Source organism: Vicinamibacterales bacterium (assembly GCA_036504215.1).
In the GTDB taxonomy this organism is placed as follows: domain Bacteria; phylum Acidobacteriota; class Vicinamibacteria; order Vicinamibacterales; family Fen-181; genus FEN-299.
The window spans coordinates 34,066-57,487 of the sequence record DASXVO010000076.1 but is presented as its reverse complement, the minus strand read 5'-3'; the positions used below and the strand labels follow the sequence as shown (position 1 = coordinate 57,487).

The window sequence follows — 23,422 nt, the reverse complement described above, 5'->3', positions numbered from 1 at the left end:
GGGTGGGCGCTCCACCTACTTCCCCGCCCGCTCCCAGTCGATCTGGAGGTTCTGCCTGCCTCGCGACGTGATGCGGGGATCCACGTCGAGTTCGAGCAGTGTCGGCCGGTTCCCGATTTCCATCGCCACGTGGTACACCAGCTTCGTGACCTTCTCCATCTTCACGTAGTCCGTACGCTCTTCGACGTCGGTCGGCTGATGGTAGTCGCCCGTCGTCCCGCAGAAGAGCCAGACCGCCGGCACACCGTAGCGCAGATAGGGATAGTGGTCGCTCCGGAAGAAGAACCGGTCGGGGTGCGACGGCTCCTGGTACTTGTAGTCGAGCGTCATCTTCGTGACCTTCGCGTTCACATCGTTGAGCGTGCGATCCAGGGCCTTGCTGATCGTGTTCGAGCCAATGAGGTAGATGCTGTTGGGATCGTTGCGCGACAGCATGTCCAGGTTGAGGACCGCGCTGATCTTCTCGATCGGCACCGGGCTGTTGGCGGCGAAGTAGTGGGCGCCGTACAGACCCTTCTCCTCACCCGTGTACCAGACGAGAATCACCGACCGCTTCGGCCGCTCGACGAGCAGCGCCTTGCCGAGTGAGAACAGGGCGGCGACCGCCGAGATGTTGTCGTCGGCGCCTGGAAACACGTCGCCCTCGCGGTAGCCGATGCCGTCGTGGTGCGCGCCGAGCAGCACGTACTCGCGCTTGAGCGTCGGGTCGGAGCCTTCCACCACGGCGACCACGTTCCGCGTTGCGCCCTTGCGCGACTCGAAGTTGACCGCCACATCGACGCTGCGGCCCGGCAGTTCCTTCGGCGCGACGCGTTCGCCGCGGCCGAGGCGGTCGAACATCAGGTCGAGTTCGGCGCGGGTGATGCCGAGCAGACCAGCCGCCGCGTCGTGACGCAGATCCACCTGGAACACCGCTGGCTGTGCCGCAGACCCGAGGCTGATCTCGGTGTTGATCGGCCGACCGCGCTCGACGTTGTCGAACGACAGGTCGCGGTTGGTCAGCGTGGACTCGCGTTCGCGCGTGACGACCGTCAAGACGGCGACCGCTCCCTTCTCGCGCGCAACTGTGGCGCGACGCGTGAGGATGGCGCGGTTCTCGGCCTGTCGCAACGGATGCGTGGCCGGCAGCGTCGCGTCGAGCACGATCGCCACCTTGCCCTTCAGATCCACGCCAGCGAAGTCGTCCCAGCCGAGGGTCGGCGCGTTCGCCCCGAGGCCGAGGAAGACGAGGCCGCCGGACGCGGCTGCCGGAGCGACCCAGCGCCCGCGCACGGCGAAGGCCGCCGGTGCGTGATAGGTCACGGTGCTGGCTGCGCTGGTCAGGCGAATCTGGGATGTCGCTTCAGACAGGCGGGTGATGTCGAGCGGAAGATCCTGGAAATACGATCCGTTCGGCAACAACGGCTTGAGGCCGATCCGCTGGGCAGTGAGCGCGATGTAGCGCGCGGCGATCTCGAGTTCCACCGACGGCGTGTTTCGCCCTTTGAACTCGGTCGCTCCGAGGAATTGCATGTGGAACTTCATGTCTTCGGCGCGGATGGTCTGCACGCCTTTGAGCTGCGCGGATGCAGGCACGGCCGCGACGAGCAACGCCGCAACCACCAAGCAGACGATTGTGCGGATATGGAAACGCATGGAGCCCTTTCAAGTGAAGGACGGATGGCCGGCGGGGGCGCGCGGAGTATACCAGACGACAGGCCGCCTGGCAGACGGTGGGCTGGAACCATGCCGCCGAGTCGTGGCGATCGTGGGCCGGACCTTCGTCATAGACGAACGGTCGGTGTAGACTACGGTCGCAATGCAGAGCACCCGTCCTCCCTCCACCCGCAGCCCCCACGTCGATGCCAGGCCGCCCGTGGTCGATACCGAACCCGACACGCCCGCGCCCACCATCGAATCGCGCCTGTACCACGACTTACGGGAGGCCATCACCAGCCTCCGGATTCCGCCCGGAGCCCCCATCTCCGAGGGAGACGTGTGTCGGCGGTTTGGCGGCAGCCGGACCCCCGCGCGGGCCGCGCTGTCGCGCCTGGAGCGCGAGGGGCTCCTCTGTCCGTCGCAGTTCGGCACGAAGCTGCGGCTGATTGTCGCGCCGTTGACGGCCTCCGACATGAAGCAGCTCTTCCTCATGGTGGGCGCGCTCAACGGCGTGGCCGCCCGCCTGGCCGCGCAGCTCGACGAGGGCGCGCGCCGGCGGCTGGTCGAGCAGATGCGGGCCATCAACGACGGCCTGCGCCAGTTCGGACAGCGCGACGCCGCGGATGTCCGGCAGGCCGAGGATCTCGACGGACGCTTCCACCGCGCCTACGAGGCGGTCGCCGGGGCCCCGCAGCTCGTGGTCGAGCTCGACTGGCTCGGCGCACGGCGCACACGGTACACCCGCGTCTACACCGAGGCGCTTCTTCAAGCCCATAATCTGCGGGAATCGGTGGCGGAGCACGACGCCATCATCGAGGCCCTGGCGAGCGGCGATCCCGACGCGGCCGAACGGCGGGCGGCGGACAACTACCGTCAGGCCCTGCGGCGGTTCGAGCTGGCGCTGCACGCGCGCGGTGAGCGGGGTGGCTGGTTCTAGACCGACCCAGTCCAGTTATCGTTCCTGCACCGCCGATTCATCATTTGCCGGCAACAACCGATAACTCTATTGAGTCCCAGGCGAAGGGGCGGTGAATACGTGTCGCAAGCCGTACCGATCGTCGACGCACGCCGGCCACCGGTGAAGGACCATGGAGAAGAAGAACCGCGACTACTGCTTCCGGCACGCAAAGATGTACGAAGGGTGGCAGTGCCCCTTCTGTGTGCAGGAGGAGGAAGAGCGGGCCTCGGGCAAGGCGCAGCGTCCGGGGGCCTCCCAGTTGCGACCCGGTTCGCAACCAGGAGACGCGGCCGGTGCAGGCGGGAATTACCATGTACCCTCCCGCGCCGAATCGAAGACCAAGAGCGACCAGGCGGAGGCGATGCTCTTGTCGGGTTCCGCACGGGAGTCGCTCGACCTGTGCGAGTCGGCGATCGAGATGGACCCGCGCAACCTGCACGCACACCTCGTGGGCGCGCGCGCCTGCCGAATTCTCCGCGACACGACCCATGAGCGCGAACTCCTCGACGACGCGATCAAGCTCCTCCGGACGCCGGAATACGGAACGACGCCGCACTGGTACCACGAGGTTCTGAAGTACGCCCGCGACGAGACGATAGTGAACCATGTGGCGCGCGCGTTTGTCGCCGCCAAGAAGTGGTCGGCGCGCGACGCCCTGCCCATGGTGCGGGCAATGGTCGCCCGGGGATCGACAGCCGATGCGCTCCTCGTGCTCGACGAGCTCCCGGCGTCGGAGCGATCGCTCATCACCTGCGCCTACAGCATGCAGGTCACCGCCCGTCCGTTCAGCCACACCGACCCCGATCTGCAGGCCTATCTCGAAAGGGTCCCGGCAAACCGGCGGCTGCAGGTGCTCGCGGAGTACAAGGAACTCGCAAACGCCGGTATCTGCCGCGGGTCCACGATTGCGCAGGTTCGCACCGCCATTCGCGGACGCTACGAACGCTGGGTACCGGATGTCGCCCGATTGATCGAGGCTGCAGCGAGGGAGAAAGCGACCAGCGATCTCTCCGCCAAGGCGGGCGGCCCGGCGATTTCCCAAGCGGTCCGGTTCCTGATCGGCGGTGTGGTGGCGGCCGTCGTCCTCGCGCTCGTCACCGGCGGCAACGCGATTGTGCTCTTCATCGGTCTGATCCTGGCCGTCGGCTGCGGTGGTGCCGGCTTCGTCTACGGACGCGAAACCGAAATCAAGCGCCTGTTGCCGACGCGGTTGCCGCAGGTGAAGGAGGAGTTGGCCCAGGCCGAGGAAGAGCAGTGGGCACAGATTCTGGCAGAGGAGTTCCCGGAAGGCGTACCCGACACCCCACCGCCGGCCGAGGAAGCGTGTCCCTACTGTGCCGCCGCCGTCCCGGCCAACGCGGAGATCTGCCCGCAGTGCTCGCGATCGCTGGTGCTCGGCACCCCGGCGGCGACAGCCGACGAAGCCGCACCGGAAGGCACGACCGAGGGCGAAACCGCCGCTTCACCCGAAACCGCCGCTTCACCAACCGACACAGGTCGGCCCGAAGCTCCGACGCCAGCCGCCGACGTCAAGCCGCCCGCCCAGTCCGTGGAGTTCCCCGAGCTCGGGCCCGACGGGCGACCGCTCGAACAGCCGTGGCAGACCGGGCAGCTTGGGCCGTCCTGAGCGAAGAACGTCGGACGGAGAACGGAGCATCCGGCCGTCGTCTGCGTCGTCTGTCTGGCATCCGTTGCTCCGCGCCCGGGTCAGCGCCTGGCGTCTTCAGGCTGGCAACCGCCATACTGCGAGCCGCGTATGGCCGCCTCGTCGAGCCGTTCTGCGGCGGCCTGGCGGTCGCGCTCTTCTACTATCTCAACCGCACCGGCTACAACGGCCTCTGTCGATTCAACCGACGTGGCGCGTTCAACGTCCCCTTTGGCAAGTACCGTCGCGTCACGGTGGCGACGCGAAACGTGCAGGTTCTGTGATAGGCTAGTGAGCTGATCACCAACAGCCCTCTCGCGAGGCGTGCATGCCGTTCGACCCTCTCGATGTGACGCTCGAGGTCGTACCGCGTTCCCGGTTCGACATGGTCGATCTTCGCGCGCTCGCGTCCGAGGAGCATGGCTCCGCCCTGGCGGCGTTTCCGTTCTGCCTGTACTGGTCATCGCACACCACCGCAGGGTTCCTCGACCGGAGCGTGGCGCTCCGCCTGCTCTCCAGGCCGGGCGTTGCCGGCTACATCGACGCCTTCCGCGCGATCTTCCCCGAAGGCGCCGCCTACGAGCACGACAACCTGGATCGCCGGGTCGAACTGGCGCCGGAGCAGCGCGAGGTCGAACCGAAGAACGCCGACTCGCACCTCGCGTTCATCGCCGCCGGCCTGCGCACCTGTGTCACCTATGCGAACAGGGCCGACGAACCCGTGTGCTTCGTGGACCTGGACGGCGTCAACAAAGGACGCCCGCGACACCGCCGCACGCGAGTCATCGGGTTCCATCGCGAGGAGTTGGTGGCGCGGTGTCAAATCGAGGTGCCGGTTTCGTCGCACCCGGTCGACTCGATCAACCTCAAGGACCCCCGGCTTGGCGTCTCGGAACAACTGGCTGAGTTCGTGGCGCAGCACGGCGTGGAGAAGGGCCGGCTCCGCCTGTCGCTCCACGCCGGAGAACGCCACGCCGGTCTGACGGTCAATGAGTACGAGACGCTGCTGATGCGACACGACCTGCTCGAAGTGCTCCGCGATCCGCTGCGGTTCGCGATCGAGAAGGGTCGCCACGCGATTGCGGATCCGCGGGCAGTGCCCGCCAAGACGCTGGGCTACGCGAAGTACGACCTCGTGCAGATCATCAACCGGGTGGTCGATCGCCTCGGTCTGAGCGAGTCGCTCGTCGAACGGCTGCTCGCCCGCACCGTGGCCGTTCCGGCCAACCGCTTCCTTCGCATGAAACGCTCGGTCAACCTGCTCGTCTCCGACGAGGGGCGGGGCAAGGGCTCGGTCGTGGAAGGCACGTACCAGAGCACCATCCTCGTGCAGTGGCACCGCGCGCCACGCCAGTCGCGCCTCATCGACGTCACCCTCAGCCGGCTCCAGTAGCCAGGCTGTCGCGCTATCTCACCACGAAGCGGTACACCACCAGCAGCACGATCGCACCCAGAATCGACGTCACCCAGTGCGCGGAGTAGTTCGGGTCGCGCTTGATGGCGCGTCCCACGAACGTGCCGAGTAGCGAACCGGCGATGCCGATGAGGATGGTGACGAGGAAGCCGCCCGGATCGCGGCCGGGCACCAGGAGCTTCGCGATCACGCCAACGACGAGGCCGAAGACCACCTGGCCGATGAGATGGAACATCGCTGACCTCCACCTGTGATGGGGCGCGTCCTTGAACGCGCCTGGTTCATGTCGCACCCGCCGTGCCCGTGCGGCGACTCGCTGAACTGGTGAGTCTGGGTACCGGAGTCTACCACGCCTCCCTCTTCGTCCAACCCACCCTCCGTGGCCGGACGCTGCGGGATGAGCCGCAGTCGCCAGCCTTGACCGCGCGCACCCAACGGCGTAGGTTGGAAGACGGTCAAAATTCTGCGCCATTCGCAGGATGCGGGGGAACCACCGGGATCGTGGAATTGGAGGACGGCCGATGCCCGACTCGTCCACTCGATCCCCGGGGCGTATTGGCGACCGTCGTCGCGCCATAGGACACTTCCGGTCCGAGCCCGTCAGCTCACCTCGCCGGCCCAACGGAAGCCACGCATGAAGCCACACTTGTCTCAATCCGCGCAGACGTCGCCGACGCCGCCTGCGACACCGCCCGGCGCCGGGGCATCGGCGCCGGCCTCGGCCATCCCGTCGGCTCCCTCACGCGGACCGGTTCGCGTGGTGGTGGCCACGACGGTCTTTCTCTCGTTCATCTCCCTGTGGCGCGCGGCCGCCATCGTCCTCGGAGACCTCGGGTCGTCGGCGTTCTACGCCGGCGGCATCGCCGAGCACGCCGTCGGGAAGGCTGCCCCGTGGTTCATCCTCGGCGTGATGCTCTTCTCGTACGCGGTGCGTGCGATCTACACCGAGAGTTCGGTGATGTTCGTGCGTGGCGGCGTCTACCGGGTCGTCAAGGAGGCGATGGGCGGGACGCTGGCCAAGATCTCGGTGTCGGCGCTGCTCTTCGACTACGTGCTGACCGGCCCGATCAGCGCGGTGTCGGCCGGGCAGTATATCGTCGGCCTGCTGAACGACGTCTCGCACCGGGCGGGCATGCCACTGGCGCTACCACGCAACGCGACGTCGGCGGTGATTGCGGCGGCCGTGATCATCTACTTCTGGTGGCGGAACACGCAGGGACTGCGCGAGTCGAGTTCCGATGCGCTGCGCATCGTGCAGATCACCACGGTCATGGTCGTCGTGCTGCTCGGGTGGTCGGGCCTCACGCTGCTGCTGCACGGCGGGCAACTGCCCCCGGCGCCGACGCTCCCGAACCTCCACTTCTCCAAGGAGTCGCTCGGCTGGCTGAACGGAACGATCTGGCCCACGTTCACCGCCATCGCCATCCTGGTCGGCCTCGGACACTCGTTCCTGGCGCTGAGCGGGTGGGAGACCCTCGCGCAGGTCTATCGCGAGATCGAACATCCGAAGGTCCTGAACCTGCGGCGCGCGGGTCTGGCCGTCCTGATCTACAGCGTGGTGTTCACCGGCTCGGTGAGCTTCCTCGCGGTAGCCTTCATCCCCGACGATGTGCGCGGGCACTTCAGCGACAACCTGATCTCGGGCATCGCGATGCACCTGGTCGGACCGCTCGGTCTGAGGCTGCTGTTCCAGGGGTTGGTCGTCGTGGTCGGATTCCTGATCCTGGCTGGTGGCGTGAACACGGCGCTCGTCGGCTCGAACGCCGTCGTCAATCGGATCTCGGAGGACGGCGTCGTGCCCGACTGGTTCCGGAAGCCGCACCGGAAGTACGGCACGACATCACGAGTGTTGAACACCATCGTCGGGCTGCAGCTGTTCACGCTGGCCATGAGCGGCGGCGACGTGTACCTCCTTGGTGAGGCCTATGCGTTCGGCGTCGTGTGGAGCTTCGCGCTGAAGAGCCTCGCGGTGCTCGTCCTTCGCTACCGCGAGCCCGGACCGCGCGAGTGGCGGGTGCCGCTCAACATCACGATCGGGGGCCTCGAGCTGCCCATCGGCCTCGGGCTCTTCACCGTCACACTGTTCTCGTTCGCGATCATCAACCTGTTCACCAAACAGCTCGCCACCATCTGGGGCGTCACCTTCACCGTCTTGCTGTACGTCGTATTCGTGTTTTCAGAACGGCACAACGTGCGGCGGAAGGCCGCCTTGGCACAGCGCACCGACGCGCTCGACCAGTTCCAGTTGCTGCCTGCGGCCGACCTCGGCTTGGGCGAGGTCGCGGCGCGACCCGGAAGCGTCCTCGTGCCCGTGCGCGACTACAACACCCTGGCGCACCTGAATTGGGCGCTGTCCCACGTGGACACCGAGCGCCACGATGTCGTGGCCATGACCGTCCGTTTGCTGCAGGGCCCCGATGCCGGTTTTCACCAGACCGAGGTGTTCAGCGACTACGAGCAACTGTTGTTCACGAAGGTGGTTGCGGTGGCTGAGCGACAGGGGCGGCCCGTCAAATTGCTGGTCGTGCCATCGGCGAACGTCTTCGACGCGATTGCGCAGACCGCGGTGCGGCTGTCGTTGAACGAGATCGTCCTGGGTGACTCGGCGAAGTACTCGGCCGTCGAGCAGGCGCGGCTGCTCGGTGAAGCCTGGGAGCGGGTGCCGAACAGCGACAGGCTGCGCACGCGGCTGCTGGCGTACAAGCTGTCGGGCGAAGTGCAGAGTTACCAGCTCGGCCCTCATGCGCCGACCCTGACGATCGATGACCTCGATCTGATCCACAAGCTCTGGCTGCAGGCCGTCGGCAGCGTCGGTCTCGAAGTGCACCACCGCGACATCGTTCGAGTGGCCCTGGAGGAACTGGGCGAGGATCTGAACGGCCCGCGGCGCGCCGACGCGGTGAGCCGTCTGCGCCGCCGCATCCAGCGGCAACTGGCGAAAGGGACGCCTCCCCGACCGGCGGTGGAACCACCGGGGTCCGATCCAGGCGCCGTCTGAGACGGGGCGGGCGGAGGCCGGAACCGAGTCGCTTGGCGCGCGCCAAGCCATTCCACACACGGGCAGTCCTGCGGCAGCGCCGTCGCAGCGGGGGCGCCCTTCGACCTGGCTCGCGGAGGCCGGCGGGCTCTTGCCGGTGCCACGTGGCGGCGCCGATGTAAGATTGGCGACATGTCCACTCTCCTCGGCTCCGAGCGTCTCCTGGCATCCGGCGCACTCACCGGGCGGCGCGTGGGCGTCGTGGCCAATCCGGCGTCGATCGACGGCGCGTTCCGGCACATCGTCGATCGCGTGGCGTCCGCGCCTGGTGTCACCCTGGCCGCCGTGTTCGGCCCGCAGCACGGATTTCGCGCCGACCTCCAGGACAACATGATCGAATCGCCGCACGTGCGCGATGCGCGGCGCCGTGTGCCGGTCCACTCGCTCTACAGCGAGACGCGCGAGCCCACGGCGGAGATGCTGAAAGACGTCGACGTGCTGGTCGTCGATCTGCAGGACATCGGCGCGCGCATCTACACCTTCGTCTACACGATGGCCAACTGCCTGAGGGCCGGCGCGCGCCACGGCGTGCCGGTGATCGTGTGCGATCGGCCGAACCCGATTGCCGGCGTGGCGGTCGAAGGGCCGATGCTCGCCGCCGGCTACGAGTCGTTCGTCGGGCAATTCCAAATCCCGATGCGCCACGGCCTCACGATCGGCGAGCTGGCGCGCCTGTTCAACGACCACTTCGGGATCGGCGCCGCGCTCGAGGTCGTGCCGATGACAGGCTGGCAACGCGGAATGTACTGGGACGACACCGGCCTGCCGTGGGTGCTGCCGTCGCCCAACATGCCGACGATCGACACGGCGATCGTCTACCCGGGCGCCGTCCTCTTCGAGGGGACGATGCTGTCGGAGGGCCGGGGGACGACCAGGCCGTTCGAGATGCTCGGTGCGCCGTGGATTGAGGCGGAGTCGTTCGCGGCGGTCCTGAATGCGTCGGCGATCGACGGCGCGCACTTCCGGCCGGTCATCTTCGAGCCGAACTTCCAGAAGCACGCGCGGCAGGCGTGCGGCGGGTGCCAGATTCACGTGACGAACCGGGCCGCGTTCAGGCCCGTCCTCGCGGGCGTCGCGGTGATGGGCGCCTTCCATCGCGCGGCCCCCGGTCGCTTCGCCTGGCGGCAGCCTCCCTACGAGTACGAACACGACAAGATGCCGATCGACATTCTGGCGGGATCGGATCGCCTGCGCCTCGCGATCGAGGCGGATGTCCCGTTTCGAGAAATCGCGGCGGAGTGGGACGCCCCGACGAAGAGGTTTGGCGCCGTTCGCGAGGACTTCCTCATCTACTGAGACCATGCCCACACGAAACACGATCGGCTTCGACTACTCGCTGCGAATCGAATCGACGCCCACGAGGATCCTCGCGGCGTTCTTCGAGCCCACGGCGCTCGCGGCCTGGTGGGACGTGGCGGCCGTCGTCGCATCCCCGCGGCCGCTCGGCGCCTACGCGCTCCAGTGGCGTGACTCCGATGAGGAGGACGATCTCCTCGGCCGGCTGGGCGGCGTCTTCCACGGCACGGTCATCGATTTCCAGCCCGGCCGCGGCTTCTTCGTGGCCGACGCCTACTGGCTGCCACCCGACGGCGATCCGGTGGGCCCGATGGCGATGGAAGTGACGTGTACGCCCGTGGCTTCCCAGCCCGACCATCGCTCGATTCCTCAGGCGACCATGCTTCGCGTCGTCGAGCGCGGCCTCGACGACAGCCCGCGGTGGGAGCGCTACTACGAGCTGATCGGCGCCGGCTGGCCCCGCGCGCTCGAGACGATGAAGGCGTACCTCGAGCACGGGCGCGGCGTGTGGGACTTGCGGGCGTACGAGTAGTCAGGCGCGCGTGTGGGCGATGCCGGGAGCGCGGGGCGCCTCGGACGTCTCGGGCTCCAGGCAGTTCTCCACCAGATGCGCCCGCAAATGGTCGAACGCTTCCTGCGGTGTGTCTGCGAAGCGAAACAGGTTCATGTCGTTCGGCGAGATCGTCCCCGCCTCGATCATCGGCGCGAAGTGCACAACGCGCTCCCAGTACTCCCGCCCGTAGAGCAGAACGCCAATCTTCTTCGACAGCTTCTCCGTTTGCGCCAGCGTCAGGACCTCGAACAACTCGTCCATCGTGCCGAAGCCGCCGGGAAACACCACGAGCGCCTTCGCCAGGCTGGCGAACCAGAACTTCCGCATGAAGAAGTAGTGGAACTCGAAGTGCAGTCCCTTCGAGATGTACGGATTGGCTCCCTGCTCGAACGGCAGCCGGACGTTGAGGCCAATCGTCTTGCCGCCCGCCTCGTGCGCGCCCCGGTTGGCCGCCTCCATGATCCCCGGCCCGCCGCCCGAGCAGACGACGAACCGGTGGAACGGCGACTCCAGCGTGCGCGCCCACGCGGTCAGCAGGTGCGCGAGCGTTCGGGCGTCCTCGTAGTACCGGGACAAGTCGAGCGCGTGGCGCGCTTGTGAGATCGGGCTCTCCGATTGGGAAGCCGCCGGGGTCGCATCCTGCCGCGACAGCATCTGCAACGCGCGATCCGCGCGTTCCCGGCTCACGATTCGGGCCGACCCGAAGAACACGACGGTATCCTGGATGCGTTCCTGTTCGAAGCGGCGGAGCGGCTCGAGGTACTCCGCGAGGATGCGCATCGGACGCCCCTCGTCGCTCTGCAGGAACTCCTTGTCGAGATACGCCAGCGGCTGGTGATCCATACCACCTACGATACCAGACGGGGTTTACGACTGGGATTGCTCCAACACTCCGCCGGCGGCCGTGTCCGCGCGCTTCAGCAGGAATGCGAACACCAGGCCGGCGCATCCGAGCAGCGCGAACATCACCATGCTCGCCCGGTAGTCCTTGGTCCATTCACGCAACCAGCCGTTCAGCAGCGGAAACGCCGCCAGGCCGATGTTCTGAACCATCGTCATCAGCCCGAATGCGGTGCCCACCCTGTTCTTCTCGACGATGAGCGGCACGGCCGGCCACATGGCGGCGGGCACGAGGACGAAGGCTGCGCCGAGCAGGATCATCGGCAGCGCCGGCGCGATGGCGGTGAACGCCAGCAGCAGGTAGCATGGAATCATCAGCAGGGCGCCGACGATCATCAGGCTCGTGCGCCTGCCGATCTTGTCCACGACGCCGCCCGCGAACGGGGCGAAGCACATGGAGGCGAAGATGATGATGGACGAGGTGCCGGGCGCCGTCGAGAACATGTGCAGGAAGTCCTGGAACGCCGCGGCGATGAAGCTCTGCGTGCCCGAGTCCACGCTCAGGGGCAACTGCCACTTCTCGTGGAAGAAGTCCGTGGACAGCGCGGTAAACGGGAAAATCGCCGAGTAGAACGTCACGCACAGCGCGACGACGTACCAGTAGGACGCGCCGAACTTCTTGATGTCCGCCAGCACGATCTTGTCGCCCGCTTCCGTCTCCGCGAGACCGAGCCGCCTCTCGTTCGTCTTGTCCAGCAGGTAATAGACGATGTTCGCGCCCAGGCTGGCCACGCACAGGCCGGCGGCCACCCACAGCGCGCCGCGCCACCCGTACCGGTTCGCCGTCAGCGACATCGTGTTGAAGCTGAATAGCGTCCCGAGCCGTGCGAGCGCCAGCGTCACGCCGAACGACATCGCCAGCATCCGCCCGGTGAACCAGCGCGCCAAAATCGCATTCTGCGCGACGACGAGCGACTCGGACCCCGCGCCGAAGACGAAGCGTCCGAGGCACGCCACCGGCACCGACGAGGACAGCGCCACCATCCCCGCGCCGATGACGATGAGGAGGGAGAAGACCAGGCTCGCCCAGCGGGTGCCGATGCGGTCGGTGAGCACGCCACCGACGAACACCGACAGGATCGCGGCGATGCTGTAGATGGTATAGAGCCATCCGATGCCGCTCTGGCTCGTGTTCCAGGCCTGGATGAGCGTCGGCGCGAGCGCCCCGACGCTGTCGTAGGCGAAGTAGCTGCCGTAGGTCAGGAGTCCAACGAAGATCAGGACGACAACCCGGAGCGGCCAGTGCGATTCCTGCGATTCGACGTTGTTCGCGCTCATGGCATACCCTCATCCGCGATGGGAACCGGGATCGGTCGAGGAACTATCGCGGCTAATCCTGGAGCCTGATGAGCTTCAGGAAGTTCGTGTCCTCCCGGGCCAGGTCGGGATCGACGCTGACCAGGACGGCCTCCGTCACTCCTGCCAGTACACCCGACTCTCGGAGCTGCCGCACGAGCGGGACGAAGGGCACGAACCCGTCGCCGATCTCGCTGACGATCGGCACGACGCCCCAGAAGAGGGACAACCGCGCCGCCACTTCGGGACGCCCGGTCAGTGCGTAGACTGGCGTGCCGCCGCGCAGAGTGGACAGGATCCGCGCCGTCCGCCCGGTCCGCGTCACCGCGAGGATCGCCTGCGCGTGCCCCAGGCCGGCCATCGTCACGGCCGCCTCGCAAATCGCCTGAACCGTGGAGCACCCGCCGTTCGCCGAACGTCGCCCCGGCCCGGTCCCGCCGCCAGGCAGCGCCGACTCGGCGTCCAGGATGATCGCGTCGAGCGTCCGGACCACGCGCGCCGGCGACACGCCGACCGCGGTTTCCCCGGCCAGCATGATGGCATCGACGCCGTCGTCCACCGCGTGCGCCGCGTCGCTGACCTCGGCGCGCGTGGGCCGCGGTTCGGTCCGCATCGAGTCGAGGACCTGCGTGGCGACGATCACCGGCAGGCCGAGCGCCCGTGCGCGTTCGGTGACCTGCTTCTGCACGCGCGGCACCTGCTCCAGCGGCAACTCCAACCCCAAGTCGCCTCGGGCCACCATGATCCCGTCCGACGCGTCGAGAACCGCGTCGAGGTTCTCGACGGCCCGCGGCCGCTCGATCTTCGCGATGAGGGGGACGTCGGCGCCGCACGCGGTGACGATCGACCGCGCCCGACGCATGTCGTCGGCCGATTGCACGAAACTGAGCGCCACCATGTCCACGCCGAGCGAGAGGCCGAACCGCAGATCGTCCTCGTCTTTCGGCGTCATCGCCGAGGCCGGCAACTCCACGCCCGGCGCGTTGATTCCCTTGTGCTCCGCCAATTCCCCGCCGAACACAACGGTCGTCGAGATCTCGGTGCCGTCGCTCCGCTCGACGTGCAATTCGATGCGGCCGTCGTCGAGCAGCAGGCGGTCGCCCGGGTGGACGTTCCTGGCGAGGCCCGCGTAGGTGGTGAAGACCCGCCCCACTCCGCCTGCCCCGTCTCCGGTTCGGATAGCCAGTCCGTCCCCGGGCCGGAGGGCAATCGGACGGTGATCGGCGAGCAGGCCGGTGCGGATCTTCGGCCCGCTGAGGTCCTGGAGGATGCCGATGGCCGGCCGGTGCCGTGCGCCGACCCCCTCGCGTGGTGAACCCCGCAGAACCGCGCGGCTGGCGGCTGCGCGCACCCGATTGAACACCGCTGCGTGGGATTCATGGGTTCCGTGCGAGAAGTTCAACCGCACGACATCGACACCAGCCGCCACCAGTTCGTCGAGGGCCGCGTCGCTGTCTGATGCCGGACCGAGCGTCGCGATGATCTTCGTATGGCGCATGAAGGTATTATCTTACGTTACACATGGCGTGGCTGAAGCCATGCTTCGACCGACGCATGGCGGCCTCGGTACCGACCGCCACGGCGGACCTCCATCGTGGCAGCGGGCCCTGCGCCTTCGCCGAACGGCTTCGGCGACCCAGGCCGTGCCCAGTGGAGGTCAGCAGCAGGCAGATCGTATGACCCGAGAGGAATCGATTCGATCGGCGGTGGATGCCTGGCTGCGCTCGGCCGTCGAGGACGCCGAGCGGCGCGGCTTGCCCGAACTGCGGCCCCTGCTCGAGGGACTCGCGCGGTCGACGATCGCGCTGCGCTCTGCGGATTGGAACGACCACGTGCCGGCTGACATCGGCTCGGCCCTTCGGGCGAGACAGGTATGAGCATCTGCGATCTGACGATCGGCGAGTTGGCCTCGAAGATCGCCACCCGCGAGGTGTCGTGCGTGGGTGCGACCGACGCGTGCCTGGAACGCGTGGCGCGGGACAACGGCCGACTCAACGCCTTCGTCACGGTCCTCGCGGACCAGGCTCGGGAACAGGCCGCCCGCGCCGACGAGGAACTCGCGGCCGGTGTCTGGCGCGGCCCGCTTCACGGCGTGCCCCTGTCCCTCAAGGACCTGATCGATCTGTCCGGCGTGCCGACGACGGCGGGGTCGAGGCTTCTCGAGCGTCACGTGGCCACGGCGGATGCGCTGGTCGCGGCCAGGCTCAGGGCGGCCGGCGCGGTGTTCCTCGGCAAGTGCAACCTGCACGAGTTCGCGTTCGGCACGACCAGTGAGGACTCGGCGTACGGCCCGGTCCGCAACCCGTTCGATCCCACCCGGTCGGCCGGCGGATCGAGTGGCGGGTCGGCGGCAGCGGTCGTCGCCGGAATGGGATACGCCTCCGTCGGTACCGACACAGGCGGTTCGATTCGGATCCCGTCGGCGGTCTGCGGCTGCGTCGGTCTCAAGCCGACGTTCGGCGAACTGCCCTGCGACGGGATCATCCCGCTCAGTCGCTCGCTCGATCACGTCGGACCGATCGCCCGATCCGTCGGCGATGCCTGGCTCCTCTACCACGCCATGGCCGGCACGCAGAATCCAGTTCCGCTTCAGCCAGCCAGCCGGCGACCGTCACGGACACTGCGCCTTGGCCGGCTCGACCCCTACTTCATGGACATCGTGAGCGACGAGGTGCGCGAGCAGTTCGAGCTCGAGACGGCGCGCCTCGTGAGAGCCGGCGTGGCGATGAGCCCCCGCCAGATCCCACACGCCGCCGACACCGCCACGGTCTACCTGCACATCCAGCTGCCAGAGGCATCGGCGTATCACGCGCCGGCGCTCGAACGGCGGCCACGCGCGTACACCCCGCCGGTCCGCCAGCGCCTCGAGTTGGGCCGCTACGTGATGGCCGAGGACTACGTCCGCGCCAGAACCGGTGCGGTCGTCCTCTGTCACGAGGTCGACGCCGCGCTCGACGGCTGCGACGCGCTCGTGCTCCCGACCGTCCCGCTCGCTGCGGCTCCGATCGGCAGCACCACGCTCACGATTGGCGGACAGGTGCAGCCCGTGCGGGCGCTGATGCTCCGGCTGACGCAGCTGTTCGACATCACCGGGCACCCGGCCATCTCGCTGCCCTGCGGGCGGTCCCACCTGAACCTGCCGATCGGCCTCCAACTCGTGGGCCGCCGCCACCAGACCACGGAGCTGTTGAAGATCGCGGCCTCGTGCGAGGCGGTCATGGCGCAGCGGGAGTAGGGGCGGGTCTCGGACCCGCCCGTGCGGTAAGATATCCAGTTGATGTTCGCCCGCTTCTTCTACGCTTGGGAACGCCGGCTTCATTCCCGCACGCCAGACCGCGTTGTCCGCCCCTTCGAATGGGGCCTCGACTGGGTGTCCGCGAACGGCCATGCGCCGGGCACGCCGGAAGACGTGGTCCTTGCCGAATGGGCCGCGGCCGCGCTGGCCGACTCGCAGGCCTTCTTCGCGGCGCCGCCCACAGAGGAATACCACTGGGAGCCGGATCCGACCCAGGCCGACGGCTGCCCGGGCACGGTCATGTTTCCCAGCGTCATCACCACGCCGCATGCCGAGAACAACATCGTCTACGGCCGGCTGTTCCCGGCGCCGAGGCTGAAGGGCGGTCGCGCGGATCGGCGGCGGGCCGTCGTCGTGCTCCCGCAATGGAACGCCGATGCGGGTGGCCATGTGGGCCTGTGCAGGCTGCTGGCGCGGTTCGGCATCAACGCGGTCCGACTCAGCCTTCCGTACCACGATCGCCGGATGCCGCCCAGCCTCCACCGCGCCGACTTCATCGTCAGCGCGAACGTCGCGCGGACCGTGCAGGTCTGCCGGCAGGCGGTGGTCGACGCGAGGCGGACCGTCGCATGGCTCGCGCGGGAAGGCTACGAGCGGATCGGCATTCTGGGCACCAGCCTCGGGTCGTGCCTCGCGATGCTGACGTCGGCGCACGAGCCGCTCATCCGTGCGGAAGCGCTCAACCACGTATCACGGTACTTCGCGGACGTCGTGTGGGAAGGCCTGTCGACCGAACACGTCCGCGCCGGTCTCGAGGGGCGGATCACTCTCGATCGGCTGCGCGAGCTGTGGATGCCGATCAGCCCGCACGCGTACGTCGACCGCGTGGGCGACAAGAGAACGTTGCTCGTCTACGCGAAGTACGACACGACGTTCCCCGTCCACCTCTCGATCGAACTCATCCGCGAGTTCGATCGGCTGCGGATACCCTACGAGCTGGCGGTCCTGCCGTGCGGCCACTACACGACCGGCCTGGCACCGTTCAAGTACCTGGACGGCTACGTGCTCACGAAATTCCTCGTGAGGAACCTGTAGGGCGGATTCAGAGGTATTTGAGCAGTCCCTTGAGCGCCTCGTAGACCACCGAGGCCAGCTCGCGGACGAGCGGCGAGACATCGCCCTGGTTGACCGAGTTGGCCACCGTGACCGGATCGGTCAGGACGAGCCAGATCGTCGCCGAGGCCAGGACGGCCGATACGACGGCAATCATCCCGAACAGGCTGAGGCTCATCCGGCCGAAGCCGATCATGGTCATCAGTGTAGCACCGCAGGCTGCTCTGTAAGACGTTCCAGAAGGCGCGGCGGTTCGGTTTGTTCTCTAGCTCGCACGCTTCACAACGAGGGCGACGTCGTTGCCCCCGAAGGCCAGCGATGTCGAGATGCCGCAGGTCACCTCCACGGCCCGAGCCTGGTTGGCGACGACGCTCACCGGGCACTCGGGGTCCGTCTGCCGGTGGTTGACGGTTGGCGGAATGAGACCCCGATCGATGGTCATGGCGAGGATGGCGGCCTCCACAGCCCCGGCGGCGCCCAGGCAATGTCCGACCATCGACTTCGTCGAGGTGACCGGAATCGCCCCGGTTCGCTCCCCAAAGACCGCCCGCAGTCCGCGCGATTCCGCCCTGTCGTTCTGGGGCGTCGCCGTGCCGTGCGTGTTGACGTGGTCGATGTCGGCTGCCGCCACGCCCGCAGCCGCGAGCGCCGCCCGAAGCAGCGCCGCGACGGCCAGTCCCTCGGGCTCGGGCGCCGTCGGGTGATGAGCCTCGCAGCAGGCGGCATACCCGGCGAGTTCGGCATAGACGTGGGTGCCACGAGCCCGGGCGCGTTCGAATTCCTCGAGCACCAGGACCGCGCCGGCCTCGCCGATGTTCATGCCGTTGCGGCTCGTGTCGAATGGGCGGCACGGTTCGACGTCCACGAGCCGAAGCGCGTTGAAGCCGCCGAGCGTCAGCCGGCACAGTGCATCGCTGCCGCCGCAGAGCGCCGCGTCGAGGTGGCCGGCTGCCACCAGGTCCGCGGCGTAGCCGACCGCCACGGCGCTCGACGAGCAGGCAGACAACGGGCACGCCCGGAGACCGCCGAGACCAAACCGGCGGGCCACGGTGTCAACCTGCGCATCGTTGAAATAGTTGAAGACGTTCGACGGACGCGCCCGGCGGTGTCCGAGCGCCCGCACGTCTTTGTAGTAGGTTTCGTGCCGGAGAAGGTCGTTCGTTCCAGCCCCGAAGACGACGCCGATCGCGGCGCGATCCGTTCCGCGTTCGAGCAGGCCGGAATCGGCCAGGGCCTCCTGCGCAGCCAGGACGGCCAGTTGGTCCGAGCGCGAGTAGCGGCGGCGCTCGTTGGGCGAGAAATGCGCGGGAGCGTCCCAGGCGGGGACCTCGGCCACCTTCCGGCTTCGGTAGCCGGCGCCGTCGAAGAGCGTCAGATCGCTGATGCCACAGCGGCCATCGCAGAGGCGTTCCCACGCCGATTCACGATCGAGTCCCAGGGCGCAGAGCAGCCCGATACCGGTGATGGCGACGCGTCGTTTCGTCATGTCGTCTCCAGCTCCCGGTTCCACCTCGCCACGCGTCGGCGCTCACCAATTTTTTGCGCGATGCTGACGAGGAGCGGAGTGAACTGGAAAGGCAGGGACACCAGTGAACACCCGAGACCGCTGAGCCTCTCCCCGGCGGACAGGCCGCTCCGGCGGAGGCCGAGCAAGCCGCCCCAGTAGTTGAATACTACACCGTAGATCTCGAAGGCGAACCGGCCAGGCGTGCCATGCCGCCCGGCCGCCCTGGTCTCTCCGCGCTTCAAGCTGTCGAGGAACGCCGCGGCCGGGGTCAGCGCCATGCCGGCCATGGGCTCGGGCTTCATTCCACTGGCGTTCGTGTAGCTGTCACCGACGTGCGACAGCACGTGCGCGTCGCTGCCGCCAGTCTGGCCCAGCCCGAGTTGCGCGCGGGCGGCAACGAGGCGGGCGACCGTCTCGTTGTGCCCCGGCAACATCGTACCGTTTCGCGCTTCGACCGCGTGGACGAGCGGGAGCAGGTCCTCGAGGTACCGGCCGACCGGCATCTCGCCGCGGAAGAAGTGGAACGGATGGTGGAGCACGAGGCCGACGCTGTGCGCGCGCAGGAATGCCGCCGCCTCCCGGACGTCGCCGCAAAGGGGCTGCACGTCGCGATGGATGCGCTCCGAGAGACCGAAAGCGCCAAGGTGGACGCGGATCCCCGTGTCGGGCAGGCGACACTCGATCTCCTCGCCCACGAGAATGTCCGGCGCGTCGGGATGGCGGTCGAGCAGCTCGAGACAGCCGTTGATGCTGTCGTGGTCCGTGATCGTCACCACGTCCATGCCACGAGCCTTCGCGCGCCGATAGACCTCCTCCGGCGTCGAGTAGCAGTCGAGGCTGCGGAACATGCGTAGCGTGGACGTGAACCCGGAGTGGAACGAGTGCACGTGCAGATCGGCCTTGAGTGGGCGCGAGACGGTCAGGAGGCGCGGCTCGTCGGTCATAGCGGCTTCAGCACCGTGACCTCCGCGACCATTGACCCCGACCCACGGTAGATCTGCGGGAGGAACCCTTTCCCTACCCCCAGCTTCAGCAGCGTCCCCATCGGCGCCCGCAGGCTCAGCTCCGTTCCGATCCCTGTCACCGGATCCCACGCGTGGCGCGACGTGGTCCGGCCCCACGCCTGGTCGAGGAACAGATCGAGGCGATACTGGTTGAACAGGTTGAATGAGAACTGGGCTCGGGCCATGGCCAGGTCGGCGAACCGGACGCCAGCCGACGGCACGCCCCGCATCTTCGTCTCGTCGTAGATGCCGAAGCGGTACATCGAGAACCGATCCTGCCGCTGCCCGCCGTAGTACGCGCCGTTCAGGTGCAGCTTGCTGAACGCGTTGACGAAGAAGTCCTTGCTGAGTCCGAGCGAGTACTTGGTGTAGGTGCGCGCCGCCGGATCGTACTCGTCACCGTATCCCCACCGCTGCCAGTCTCCGCGGCGTGAGTACGACCAGCCGGCCAGCAGCGAATACCCGTTGCGCCGGTACTCGTAGTTGGCCCCGAGATTGAGCGTCACCGTCGTCACAGGCAGAACGAAGTCGGCAGACGTCTTCCCTGGCGCGTCGAGATACTTGTCGTACTGCGCGTGGCTGCTCAGCGTGAGTTTCTGGAAATCGGTCGCCTGATATCCGAGGTTCACGCCGACCGACGCAGGCCGGCTGCGCACGCGCTCGTCCTTCCGCTCGCCCTGACCATCGAACACCTGGTCGTTGCCGGAGACGGCGAGGCCGAAGAAGTCGAGGCTCACGTCGAACTTCGTCCCTCCTATCTTCGCCTTTTGGACGTTGCCGATGGCGAGCACGCCGCCAAACACGAGCGCGAACTGGATGTCGCGATCGAGCAGGTTGAAGTTGAGATAGTTGATGCCGACGATCGGGAGCGGGAAGTCGAACGTCGGATCGAAGACGGCGCCCGCCGCGAACGCCCTGGCGCCAGTGGTCATCTCGTCGGACACGACGCGATCCGTGCCGCGCTTGACCAGGAAGCGTATGCCGCGGTCGGTGTCGCGGTACATCACCTCGTCGCCGGCCCGCGCGCGGAGACGCTCATCGACGAAGGCAGGATCGTTCACGCGGAAGTCGGAGAAGGCTACCTGTTTCTCGACCAATAGGTTGCGCCCCGCAATCAGGAAGATCTGGCGGGCCACCAGGCGGTTGAACAGGTAGAGCGTCTGCCCGCCAGCCTGGGCGACCGGCTCGTAGTACTGCACTTCCTCGTTCGACACGACCGGAGCGCCGAGCCGCGTCTGCACGGCCTGCACCTTCAGGCGCACGAACGACTCGGTGTCGATCCACACCTTCCCCCGGTAACGCGACTGCGCGTCGTCGATCGGGTCGAACTTCACAACGTAGCATCGACGCCCGTTCACCGCCTCCGTACCTTCCAGGTGGTAGACGTAGTCGCGGTTCAACCGGAGCGTCAACGGCACCGCCAGAACCTTCTCGGGCTGCAGGAGCGGGAACGGCGGGCGGTTGCGGCCCCAGCGGGTCCCGTTCAGCGAGAAGCTCTGCTCGGCCCACTCGAAGCTCGTCGCGTCGACGAAGAACCTGTTCTCGGTCACCACGTCGTACCCGGAGTCGGTGGCCGACGGCCGGAAGTGCATGTCGATGCGGGCATGCGCGGTGTAGTTGGTGACGAGCGCGGACTGGGCCGCCTGGGCCTGCTGGTGCCGGAAGATGATTTCGTCCACCGTCGGGAGCGCCCGCTCGTGCGCGTCGGTCCGCAGCGCGTAGGCGTCCTCCGCGCCGTAGTTGAAATCGAGGAGCAACGGCCGGTCGGTGGGCGTGATGCGCGTGGTCGTCGTCTTCGCGGCCTCGTCACGGCGCGCGTCCGTCACCTTCGTCACGGTCCCGGCGGCAGCATCGCGAATCGCGATCGGCGCGGCGGTCGGCAGGTGCAGGCTGACCTCGAGCGGCCCGGTCGGCTGGCCCGACGTCCAGCACAGCAGATAGGTCGCGAACGTGGTCATGTTGTAGAGGAGTCGATGCGGCGCGGTCTCGGTCACGTCCTGCCCACCCGCGCTGAGCCGCAGCGAGGATGCACGGTCGTCGAGCGTGACAACGTCGTCCGCGAGCACGTCTTTCACCGCGGCTGCCGTCTTCAGCGCCGCGGCCACGACCTCAACCGGTGCCGTGCAGGTCGTGAACGTGGCGCGGGTCCCCAGGCGCGAGAGGTGCGATCGCAGGAGAAGCCGGGCGCCTGCGGCCGCGTCGGGGCCGAGCGTCATCCCCGTGATTCCAAGGACTGCGCTGGGATCGTCCTTGGCTGAAACCGTCTCGAGGGCGGAGAGGACCGCCGCGGACGTGTCGTCGGCTGTGCGGGACGCGGCATCGCGACCGCCTGACGGGTATCCCACCGGCAACGCATCGAGGTACGCAGCGACGTCCTCACTGTAGAGGTGCGCCTGCCACGCCGCAGCGGCCTGTCCGCCGGTGCCCTCGTCCACGACGCTTCCCTGGAGGATCAGGGCCGCGCTGTCGATCGATCGAATCTGCACCGCCGCGAATTTCACGAGGTAGGCATACGGCTGAGGGCGTGTGGCATCTGCCGCATCCAGTCGGTCCCCCAGTTGCCAGCCCACGACCCTGCCGCGACACCGCTCGGCCAGCGCGCGCAAGCGCGGGCGCCATGCCTCGATGGCCGCCGCGTCGAGAGGCGGGTCGACGAGCGTCAGCACGACCGGGATCCTGCGACGAGCGTAGACCTCGAGCCGTGCATCCAGGCGTTGAAGCATCGCCGGATCTACTCCCAGCCGGTCCGCTCGGACGAGCAACCGGACGAACACTGGTAGACCGGCGGTCGTCGCGCCAGCAAGATCGAGCGCCGGCGCGAGGACGGGCGCCCCCTCCAGTGTTTCGTCCACGCCGAGACCGCGCAGAGCCGGCGGGGCGGCCGAGACGGGCGCGGCGCCAAACAGCCAGACACCCGTCACCCACGCAAGAAGGACCTTCATCGTCAAGTGATCGCTCCCGGGTACATCGCCAGCCGCGGAACGCCCGCAGCGCGCCGTCAGTTGATGCCACCGCCGATCGGGCCGAACGACGCGTCGGCGAGGATGTCATTCAGACGACCGTCGAAGCCATCCAGCCGGAAGTAGTGGCTGAACGCCAGCGTCCACGGCAGGCTGACGCGCGGGGGATCCGGATCGATCTCCCAGGGATGCACGAACAGGGTCACCGGTACACCCAATCGGTTGCGCCGCTCGATCTCGCGCAGCACCATCGCGGGGCGGCACATGCGGAGGCCCCAGCCGCCGCCGAACGGAATGTTGCAGCCGAACTTCTGGCGGACTGCCGGCGGCACCTCGAGCAACGGCCCGTGCGCCGTCTCCCGCACGTGCGGGATCTCAGGATAGCGTGGATTCCCGATCAGGCGTAGCGGCGCCATGCTCGAATCGTACCGAAGACCCTGCCGCGCGAGGATGTCGAGTGCCCAGAGCGAGCGGTCGTTGATGGACCACTCGGGAGCGCGGAACCCCAGGGGCGCCGGTGCGCCGGCCGCCTGGAGCGCCGCCGTGGTGCGTGCCACCTCGGTCTCGACCGCGTCTGGGGCCATCTCGTAGAGCCGGCTGTGCGACCAGCCGTGCGACGCGACCTCGTGGCCGCCGCTCAGAATCCGGCCGATGAGGGGGGGATGCCGCTCGGCGACCCAGCCGAGCACGAAGAAGGTCGCGGTGACGCGGCACCGCTCGAGCAGGTCGAGCACGAGATCGGTGGTCCGTTCGACGCGACTGGGCAGCGTGGTCCACCGATCGGGCGCCAGGGGGCCGCCGACGCCACAGATGTGAAACCATTCTTCGACGTCGACGGTCAGGTAGTTGCGCACCGTTCGGGCGTC

General features: G+C 67.8%; 20 protein-coding genes and 1 riboswitch. Of the genes, 10 read left to right on the top strand and 10 right to left on the bottom strand.

Features of this window, described 5'->3' with window-relative positions; all coding sequences use genetic code 11:
* Positions 1–15 precede the first annotated feature (15 nt).
* Entirely contained in the window at positions 16–1,635 is a 1,620-nt protein-coding gene (locus VGK32_20570; protein ID HEY3384161.1) for a M28 family peptidase, read from the bottom strand.
* Between the two features lie 220 nt (positions 1,636–1,855).
* Between VGK32_20570 and VGK32_20565 the strand changes: the two genes are divergently transcribed.
* From VGK32_20565 to VGK32_20550, 4 genes are all read left to right on the top strand, one after another.
* Entirely contained in the window at positions 1,856–2,575 is a 720-nt protein-coding gene (locus VGK32_20565) for a GntR family transcriptional regulator (GenBank protein ID HEY3384160.1), read from the top strand.
* A gap of 151 nt (positions 2,576–2,726) precedes the next feature.
* Complete coding sequence (locus VGK32_20560) at positions 2,727–4,223, top strand: hypothetical protein (protein ID HEY3384159.1); 1,497 nt, start codon at positions 2,727–2,729, stop codon at positions 4,221–4,223.
* On the top strand, positions 4,193–4,525 hold the full coding sequence (locus VGK32_20555) for a DNA adenine methylase (GenBank protein ID HEY3384158.1): 333 nt from the start codon (positions 4,193–4,195) through the stop codon (positions 4,523–4,525). The genes VGK32_20560 and VGK32_20555 overlap by 31 nt, the downstream gene beginning before the upstream one ends.
* A 44-nt stretch (positions 4,526–4,569) precedes the next feature.
* Positions 4,570–5,634 carry a hypothetical protein gene (locus VGK32_20550; protein ID HEY3384157.1) on the top strand — a complete coding sequence of 355 codons (1,065 nt, stop codon included), beginning with the start codon at positions 4,570–4,572 and terminating at the stop codon, positions 5,632–5,634.
* Positions 5,635–5,647: 13 nt separating this feature from the next.
* Here the strand turns inward: VGK32_20550 and VGK32_20545 are convergent, their stop codons facing one another.
* Complete coding sequence (locus VGK32_20545) at positions 5,648–5,890, bottom strand: GlsB/YeaQ/YmgE family stress response membrane protein (protein HEY3384156.1); 243 nt, start codon at positions 5,888–5,890, stop codon at positions 5,648–5,650.
* A gap of 208 nt (positions 5,891–6,098) precedes the next feature.
* Positions 6,099–6,288, top strand: a riboswitch (cyclic di-AMP (ydaO/yuaA leader).
* Between the two features lies 1 nt (position 6,289).
* Between VGK32_20545 and VGK32_20540 the strand changes: the two genes are divergently transcribed.
* From VGK32_20540 to VGK32_20530, 3 genes are all read left to right on the top strand, one after another.
* Positions 6,290–8,653, top strand: coding sequence for an APC family permease (locus VGK32_20540; protein HEY3384155.1), 2,364 nt, complete (start codon positions 6,290–6,292; stop codon positions 8,651–8,653).
* A 171-nt stretch (positions 8,654–8,824) separates the two neighbouring features.
* Positions 8,825–9,988, top strand: coding sequence for a DUF1343 domain-containing protein (locus VGK32_20535; GenBank protein HEY3384154.1), 1,164 nt, complete (start codon positions 8,825–8,827; stop codon positions 9,986–9,988).
* A 4-nt stretch (positions 9,989–9,992) separates the two neighbouring features.
* Positions 9,993–10,520, top strand: a complete 528-nt coding sequence (locus VGK32_20530) for an SRPBCC domain-containing protein (protein ID HEY3384153.1) — start codon at positions 9,993–9,995, stop codon at positions 10,518–10,520.
* Here VGK32_20530 and VGK32_20525 read toward each other — a convergent pair whose 3' ends face one another.
* From VGK32_20525 to pyk, 3 genes are read right to left on the bottom strand one after another with little or no spacing between them, the layout of a single operon-like run.
* Positions 10,521–11,384 (bottom strand): TIGR00730 family Rossman fold protein, encoded by an 864-nt coding sequence (locus VGK32_20525; GenBank protein HEY3384152.1) that lies wholly within the window; start codon positions 11,382–11,384, stop codon positions 10,521–10,523. It abuts the gene before it with no gap.
* A gap of 24 nt (positions 11,385–11,408) precedes the next feature.
* Positions 11,409–12,719 carry an MFS transporter gene (locus VGK32_20520; GenBank protein ID HEY3384151.1) on the bottom strand — a complete coding sequence of 437 codons (1,311 nt, stop codon included), beginning with the start codon at positions 12,717–12,719 and terminating at the stop codon, positions 11,409–11,411.
* A gap of 52 nt (positions 12,720–12,771) precedes the next feature.
* Positions 12,772–14,235, bottom strand: coding sequence for a pyruvate kinase (pyk, locus tag VGK32_20515; protein HEY3384150.1), 1,464 nt, complete (start codon positions 14,233–14,235; stop codon positions 12,772–12,774).
* Positions 14,236–14,413: 178 nt separating this feature from the next.
* Here pyk and VGK32_20510 point away from each other — a divergent pair, with 178 nt between their 5' ends.
* From VGK32_20510 to VGK32_20500, 3 genes are read left to right on the top strand one after another with little or no spacing between them, the layout of a single operon-like run.
* Entirely contained in the window at positions 14,414–14,614 is a 201-nt protein-coding gene (locus VGK32_20510) for a hypothetical protein (protein HEY3384149.1), read from the top strand.
* Complete coding sequence (locus VGK32_20505; protein HEY3384148.1) at positions 14,611–15,972, top strand: amidase; 1,362 nt, start codon at positions 14,611–14,613, stop codon at positions 15,970–15,972. The genes VGK32_20510 and VGK32_20505 overlap by 4 nt, the downstream gene beginning before the upstream one ends.
* A 42-nt stretch (positions 15,973–16,014) precedes the next feature.
* The gene (locus VGK32_20500) at positions 16,015–17,067 is read left to right on the top strand and encodes an alpha/beta hydrolase family protein (GenBank protein ID HEY3384147.1); all 1,053 of its coding nucleotides are present in this window, start codon (positions 16,015–16,017) and stop codon (positions 17,065–17,067) included.
* 7 nt (positions 17,068–17,074) lie between these two features.
* Here the strand turns inward: VGK32_20500 and VGK32_20495 are convergent, their stop codons facing one another.
* The 5 genes from VGK32_20495 to VGK32_20475 form a co-directional block, all read right to left on the bottom strand.
* Complete coding sequence (locus tag VGK32_20495; GenBank protein HEY3384146.1) at positions 17,075–17,287, bottom strand: hypothetical protein; 213 nt, start codon at positions 17,285–17,287, stop codon at positions 17,075–17,077.
* 63 nt (positions 17,288–17,350) lie between these two features.
* Positions 17,351–18,571 carry a beta-ketoacyl-[acyl-carrier-protein] synthase family protein gene (locus VGK32_20490; protein ID HEY3384145.1) on the bottom strand — a complete coding sequence of 407 codons (1,221 nt, stop codon included), beginning with the start codon at positions 18,569–18,571 and terminating at the stop codon, positions 17,351–17,353.
* Positions 18,568–19,536, bottom strand: coding sequence for a PHP-associated domain-containing protein (locus tag VGK32_20485; protein HEY3384144.1), 969 nt, complete (start codon positions 19,534–19,536; stop codon positions 18,568–18,570). The genes VGK32_20490 and VGK32_20485 overlap by 4 nt, the downstream gene beginning before the upstream one ends.
* Positions 19,533–22,538: a sigma-E factor regulatory protein RseB domain-containing protein gene (locus VGK32_20480; protein HEY3384143.1), complete on the bottom strand. Its 3,006-nt coding sequence runs from the start codon at positions 22,536–22,538 to the stop codon at positions 19,533–19,535. The genes VGK32_20485 and VGK32_20480 overlap by 4 nt, the downstream gene beginning before the upstream one ends.
* Before the next feature lie 56 nt (positions 22,539–22,594).
* Positions 22,595–23,410, bottom strand: coding sequence for a DUF3473 domain-containing protein (locus VGK32_20475; GenBank protein ID HEY3384142.1), 816 nt, complete (start codon positions 23,408–23,410; stop codon positions 22,595–22,597).
* Between the last annotated feature and the right edge of the window lie 12 nt (positions 23,411–23,422).

Coding starts and splice junctions, on each gene's coding strand:
- VGK32_20500 (HEY3384147.1), top strand. CDS start 16,015: ATGTTCGCCCGCTTCTTCTACGCTTGGGAACGCCGGCTTCATTCCCGC.
- VGK32_20490 (HEY3384145.1), bottom strand. CDS start 18,571: ATGACGAAACGACGCGTCGCCATCACCGGTATCGGGCTGCTCTGCGCC.
- VGK32_20540 (HEY3384155.1), top strand. CDS start 6,290: ATGAAGCCACACTTGTCTCAATCCGCGCAGACGTCGCCGACGCCGCCT.
- VGK32_20480 (HEY3384143.1), bottom strand. CDS start 22,538: ATGAAGGTCCTTCTTGCGTGGGTGACGGGTGTCTGGCTGTTTGGCGCC.
- VGK32_20535 (HEY3384154.1), top strand. CDS start 8,825: ATGTCCACTCTCCTCGGCTCCGAGCGTCTCCTGGCATCCGGCGCACTC.
- VGK32_20520 (HEY3384151.1), bottom strand. CDS start 12,719: ATGAGCGCGAACAACGTCGAATCGCAGGAATCGCACTGGCCGCTCCGG.
- VGK32_20560 (HEY3384159.1), top strand. CDS start 2,727: ATGGAGAAGAAGAACCGCGACTACTGCTTCCGGCACGCAAAGATGTAC.
- VGK32_20505 (HEY3384148.1), top strand. CDS start 14,611: ATGAGCATCTGCGATCTGACGATCGGCGAGTTGGCCTCGAAGATCGCC.
- VGK32_20510 (HEY3384149.1), top strand. CDS start 14,414: ATGACCCGAGAGGAATCGATTCGATCGGCGGTGGATGCCTGGCTGCGC.
- VGK32_20530 (HEY3384153.1), top strand. CDS start 9,993: ATGCCCACACGAAACACGATCGGCTTCGACTACTCGCTGCGAATCGAA.
- VGK32_20495 (HEY3384146.1), bottom strand. CDS start 17,287: ATGACCATGATCGGCTTCGGCCGGATGAGCCTCAGCCTGTTCGGGATG.
- VGK32_20570 (HEY3384161.1), bottom strand. CDS start 1,635: ATGCGTTTCCATATCCGCACAATCGTCTGCTTGGTGGTTGCGGCGTTG.
- VGK32_20525 (HEY3384152.1), bottom strand. CDS start 11,384: ATGGATCACCAGCCGCTGGCGTATCTCGACAAGGAGTTCCTGCAGAGC.
- pyk (HEY3384150.1), bottom strand. CDS start 14,235: ATGCGCCATACGAAGATCATCGCGACGCTCGGTCCGGCATCAGACAGC.
- VGK32_20550 (HEY3384157.1), top strand. CDS start 4,570: ATGCCGTTCGACCCTCTCGATGTGACGCTCGAGGTCGTACCGCGTTCC.
- VGK32_20485 (HEY3384144.1), bottom strand. CDS start 19,536: ATGACCGACGAGCCGCGCCTCCTGACCGTCTCGCGCCCACTCAAGGCC.
- VGK32_20545 (HEY3384156.1), bottom strand. CDS start 5,890: ATGTTCCATCTCATCGGCCAGGTGGTCTTCGGCCTCGTCGTTGGCGTG.